The following is a 4250-nucleotide window of genomic DNA, read 5'->3' on the forward strand; positions in this document are numbered from 1 at the left end:
ATCTTAATCTTTGATAAGTTTGCAGTACCAGGTATAGGCTTATCACGCTCGAAGAAATTATTAAGGCATTTGATCAAGGTGTTGGGAACAGACATAGGTATTTCTTTTGAATCCCTTTATCATCGTAAAAGAACAGCACTGACACTGTTATCGGATGATGGCATCATGTTTGGCGGCATGTATCGCAAAATTACCCTTAAAAAAGACCAATAAGAGGATAGTCCGGCCGTGAAATGAGTTGCGGCTGGCTTTTTTGTATTTTTAAAAAGGAAGATTGTGTGTAAAAACCAGATTCCTGCTTATGCAGAATTTTTTCGTCTCTAAGTCTTGTGAAGTCATATTCTAACCATCGAACATTGTATTTTTCCTCTCACCTTTTTTCCTGAATAAATAAAGCCGGCATCTTCAATGCCGGCTTCATAAGAGTATTAAAATAACCAGCCACGGCTGTATTGCTTAGGCGGTTCGATGCTTGTTCCAAGTTCTTTTGCTGCTGTGCGCGGCCAGTAAGGATCACGGAGCAGTTCGCGTGCAATGAAAATTAAATCGGCACGGTCGTTTTGGAGGATTTCTTCTGCCTGGATTCCAGTCGTAATCAAGCCTACGGCTCCAGTTGCCACGTCCGCGCCATGTTTGATCTTTTCAGCTAATTTGACCTGATAGCCTGGATAAACCTTTATTCTTGCGGGAACAACCGCACCTGAACTGACGTCAATTAAATGAACGCCTAAATCTTTCATCCATGCGCCCATTGTTACATAGTCTTCGACTGTCAGCCCATCATCATGGTAATCACTAGCTGAAACTCTGACAAACAATGGTCCGTCCCATTTCGTTTTTACTGCATCAAGTACTTCCTGCAAAAAGCGGAACCGATTCTCCGGAGAACCGCCATATTCATCTTCCCGTTTATTAGTAAGCGGTGAGAGGAATTGATTGATTAAATAGCCATGCGCAGCGTGGATTTCAATAACATCAAAGCCAGCACTTTTTGCCCTTTCGGCAGCAAGTTTGAATGCCTCGACTGTTTCTTTGATTTCTTCAACTGTCATTGCCTTTGGCTCTTTGTAATTTTCGTCGAAAGCCAGGGCAGAAGGAGCAATGATTTCGTCACGAAGCGCAGCTTTTCTGCCAGCGTGAGCTAGCTGGATGCCAGCTGCAGCACCATTCTGCTTGATCTGTTCAGTCAATCTTGTAAGCCCTGCCACATGTTCATCGCTCCAAATACCTAAATCCTGGTGGGAAATCCGCCCCTGAGGAGTGACTGCAGTTGCTTCGAGAATGATTAAGCCGACTTGTCCAACGGCTCTGCTCGTATAGTGAGCGACATGCCAATCAGTAACGATGCCATCTTCCTTTTCGCATGAGTACATGCACATAGGAGCCATGACAATTCTGTTTTTAAGGGTGAGCCCTTTCATTTCATAAGGTGAAAATAATTTCGTTTCCAAACAAGAAGCCTCCTTTATTTCGTAATACAAAATATATTTTTAGTATAACAGTGCTCTCGTCAGAAAGGAAAAAATGTACTCACAGGTTATCTTTTTTCCGCAACTCACTAAGCGTATATTTTGTTCCGCGCCAGATAATACCGCCTCTTTTAAAGGTTAAATAGCTTGCCCTTATGATGGAAAAAATAAAGAGCAGCGCCGTAAAAGGAAGGACAAAGAACAGCAAAGGTGAAAATCGGGTCATTTTTTTCGTAACCATCGTATACAAAAGGGCAAGGAAAATAAGATTGATGGCACTCAGCAGGACGATGGCCTTGTTATTAGAAAAAATCGAAAAAAACGGAACGACTTGTGAAACAAAGACCCCCAAAATTGAAAACAGCACCATGCTGATCCTGTAATGCAGTCCCGCAAATGTATTTTTCTCCAGTCCTGCCAAGGCTTCTTTTAAGCTTGGGTACCATTCTACCTCAATCAGCGTCAGAGCAGTAGTCATTCGCTGCTTGAGTCCGGCTTTCTTTACCTTGCCTCCCAGCTGCAAATCATCATCTGGTCGCATCCTGATTTCCGCATGCGTCCCGATTTTCTCATAAGCATGCTTTGTGATCATATTGAAAGCGCCAATCCCGATTCCTGTCTTTGAACGAGGATTGTTAGCGAGCCAGGGTCTTTTATAATAGGAAAATCCAAATAAAAAGAAGGCCACAAAAGCCTTTAACCAAAAAGGACGTGCGCTTAAATTTGGTGCAGCAGTCATATGGTCCAGCTGATGCTTTTCAAAATAGCCCACAGCTTTTGCAAAAGCATCCGGATGGTACATGACATCAGCATCTGTAAACAGGATCCGCTTTCCGGAAACCTGCTTGTATCCTTTATAAAGTGCATAGTTTTTACCCAGCCATCCTTCTGGCAAAGTATGTAGATGGATGACATTTACTCGTGGATCGAGATTCTTAAGATCATCCATCATTTTACCGGTCGCATCATCAGACCGATCATTGACCAAAATCCACTCTACATTCTTATAGGATTGAACGAGCTGGCTTTGGATGCTCGGTTGAATATGTTCCTCTTCATTCCGTGCTGCAACGATGACGCTTAACAGCGGCCCTGTTTCCATGCCTTGGACTTTTTCTAGTGGATCAAGTCTTTTGAAGCCAATCGCAGCGTCAATTGTTGCGGCAATCCAGATGATAAGAGTCATTGAAAGTAAGGTCATAAGTAAAAGCGTAAGCATGGCGCATCCATCCCTGATGTTTTTCTCTATTGTAGAGAAAAGCCAGGGCAGATTGCAATTTTAGAAGCGTTGGTTTGTGGCTGACAATTCGCTTCCAAGAAGATTGCCAAGCTTTTTGGATTGAGCTGTCGCTTCCTTTATGCATGAAATAAAAGCAGATTGCACCCCATGCTTTTCGAGTACGCTGATTCCGGCTTCGGTTGTGCCGCCAGGACTTGTAACCTCAAAGCGCAGCTGTGATGGTTCCTTATCGGATTTCGTCAGCATTTCAGCTGCACCCAGCAATGTCTGGATGATGAGCTGTTTGGCTGTCTGTTTTTCAAGTCCGATCTCTGCAGCGCTTTTTTCCATCGCTTCGACGAGATAATAAATATAGGCAGGACCGCTGCCTGAAAGTCCGGTAACTGCATCAAGTTGGGATTCCTCGACAATCGCTGTCAGCCCAATCGTGTTGAAAAGCTCTTTTACACGCCCTTTTTGTACATCAGTCACATTCTCATTCACTGCCAATGCTGTCGCTGATTTTCCAATCGCAGCTGATGTATTTGGCATCACTCGTGCTACAGCGAGTGATGCTTCAGCCGCCGCCTCAATTGCCGCAATCGATACACCTGCAAGAACGGATATGATAAGCATCTCATCAGTAAGAAAGGTTTTGATTTCCTTGATTGCCGAGGCTGCATCCTTTGGCTTCATCGCTAAAACAACGACATCAGCGTCAGAAAAAAGCTCATCATAGTTATACGTAGTCCTTACCCCATATCTCTGCTCCAGCGTTTGGAGTCTGTGTGTATCCTGCTTATTCGTTAACCACATATGCTCTCCCGGAAGAAGCCCGCTTGCTCCTATTCCGGAAATCATCGCTTCTGCCATTGAACCTGCCCCAACAAAAACAAGCTTCTTCATCAAGATCGCCTCCATTATTTTCAAGCTTTTTTAACAGCCTCATATCCCTGGATATTTTCAGCTGTAAAAATAAAAAGGCCTTTCATCCATAAAAGGACGAAAGGCCATGCTCCCGTGGTACCACCTTCATTCACTTTTTCAGCCTGTGCCAAAAAAATGCAGCTCACAATCCGATAACGCCGGTATGCGGCCAGGTTTGCCTGGCAGCTCGCAAGGTAGGGTTCAACAGGAAGAGGGCGGCGGAGCCTTTCAGCCGGTGGACTCCACTCTCTTGTACCATTCCTGTCTACTCGTCTTGCTCAAGTGCTTTTTAAAGTTCATGAAATTTAATAGTGATTATGCAAGAAGGACAACCCGAATGTCAAGAGGAAATTGTGTAATTTTTAGTTTTTTCTGAAAATATTATGTGGAATAATGACAATTGGCAGCTTTAAAGGTAAACTTATTTTTATATTGAAAAAATGCTGGATCTTATTAATATGAATACTTACATACGAATTCTTAAACAATTAGGTTGTTTATCTTATATAAATATAATTTTTGAGGTGAAAAGAAATGGCAGAATGGAAAGATGGAATTGCCAAACTGACGTTGCCGACGCCTTTTCCAGTCGGTGACGTAAATGCTTACCTGATAAAAGGAGACAGGCTGACACT

The 4250-nt window shown here is 43.2% G+C and carries 3 protein-coding genes and 2 pseudogenes; 2 read left to right on the top strand and 3 right to left on the bottom strand.

The annotated features are described in order from the left end of the window. A pseudogene (locus tag WB217_RS17230) lies at nt 1-213 on the top strand (SAM-dependent methyltransferase); the annotation flags it as partial. A gap of 215 nt (nt 214-428) precedes the next feature. Here WB217_RS17230 and namA read toward each other — a convergent pair. The 3 genes from namA to proC all read right to left on the bottom strand — a co-directional run bounded on the left by namA (nt 429) and on the right by proC (nt 3594). Further along, nucleotides 429-1451, bottom strand: coding sequence for an NADPH dehydrogenase NamA (namA, locus tag WB217_RS17235; RefSeq protein ID WP_423994514.1), 1023 nt, complete (start codon nt 1449-1451; stop codon nt 429-431). Between the two features lie 79 nt (nt 1452-1530). Further along, nucleotides 1531-2688: a glycosyltransferase gene (locus tag WB217_RS17240; RefSeq protein WP_423994515.1), complete on the bottom strand. Its 1158-nt coding sequence runs from the start codon at nt 2686-2688 to the stop codon at nt 1531-1533. Nucleotides 2689-2748: 60 nt separating this feature from the next. After that, a complete protein-coding gene (gene proC, locus WB217_RS17245) occupies nt 2749-3594 on the bottom strand; it encodes a pyrroline-5-carboxylate reductase (protein ID WP_423994516.1) in 846 nt (281 codons plus the stop codon). Between the two features lie 555 nt (nt 3595-4149). Here proC and WB217_RS17250 point away from each other — a divergent pair. Next, nucleotides 4150-4250 (top strand): annotated as a pseudogene (locus tag WB217_RS17250) (MBL fold metallo-hydrolase); the annotation flags it as partial.

The sequence above is a fragment of the Mesobacillus sp. genome, assembly GCF_049588175.1.
In the GTDB taxonomy this organism is placed as follows: Bacteria; Bacillota; Bacilli; order Bacillales; family Cytobacillaceae; genus Mesobacillus.

Coding starts and splice junctions, on each gene's coding strand:
- WB217_RS17240 (WP_423994515.1), bottom strand. CDS start 2,688: ATGCTTACGCTTTTACTTATGACCTTACTTTCAATGACTCTTATCATC.
- proC (WP_423994516.1), bottom strand. CDS start 3,594: ATGAAGAAGCTTGTTTTTGTTGGGGCAGGTTCAATGGCAGAAGCGATG.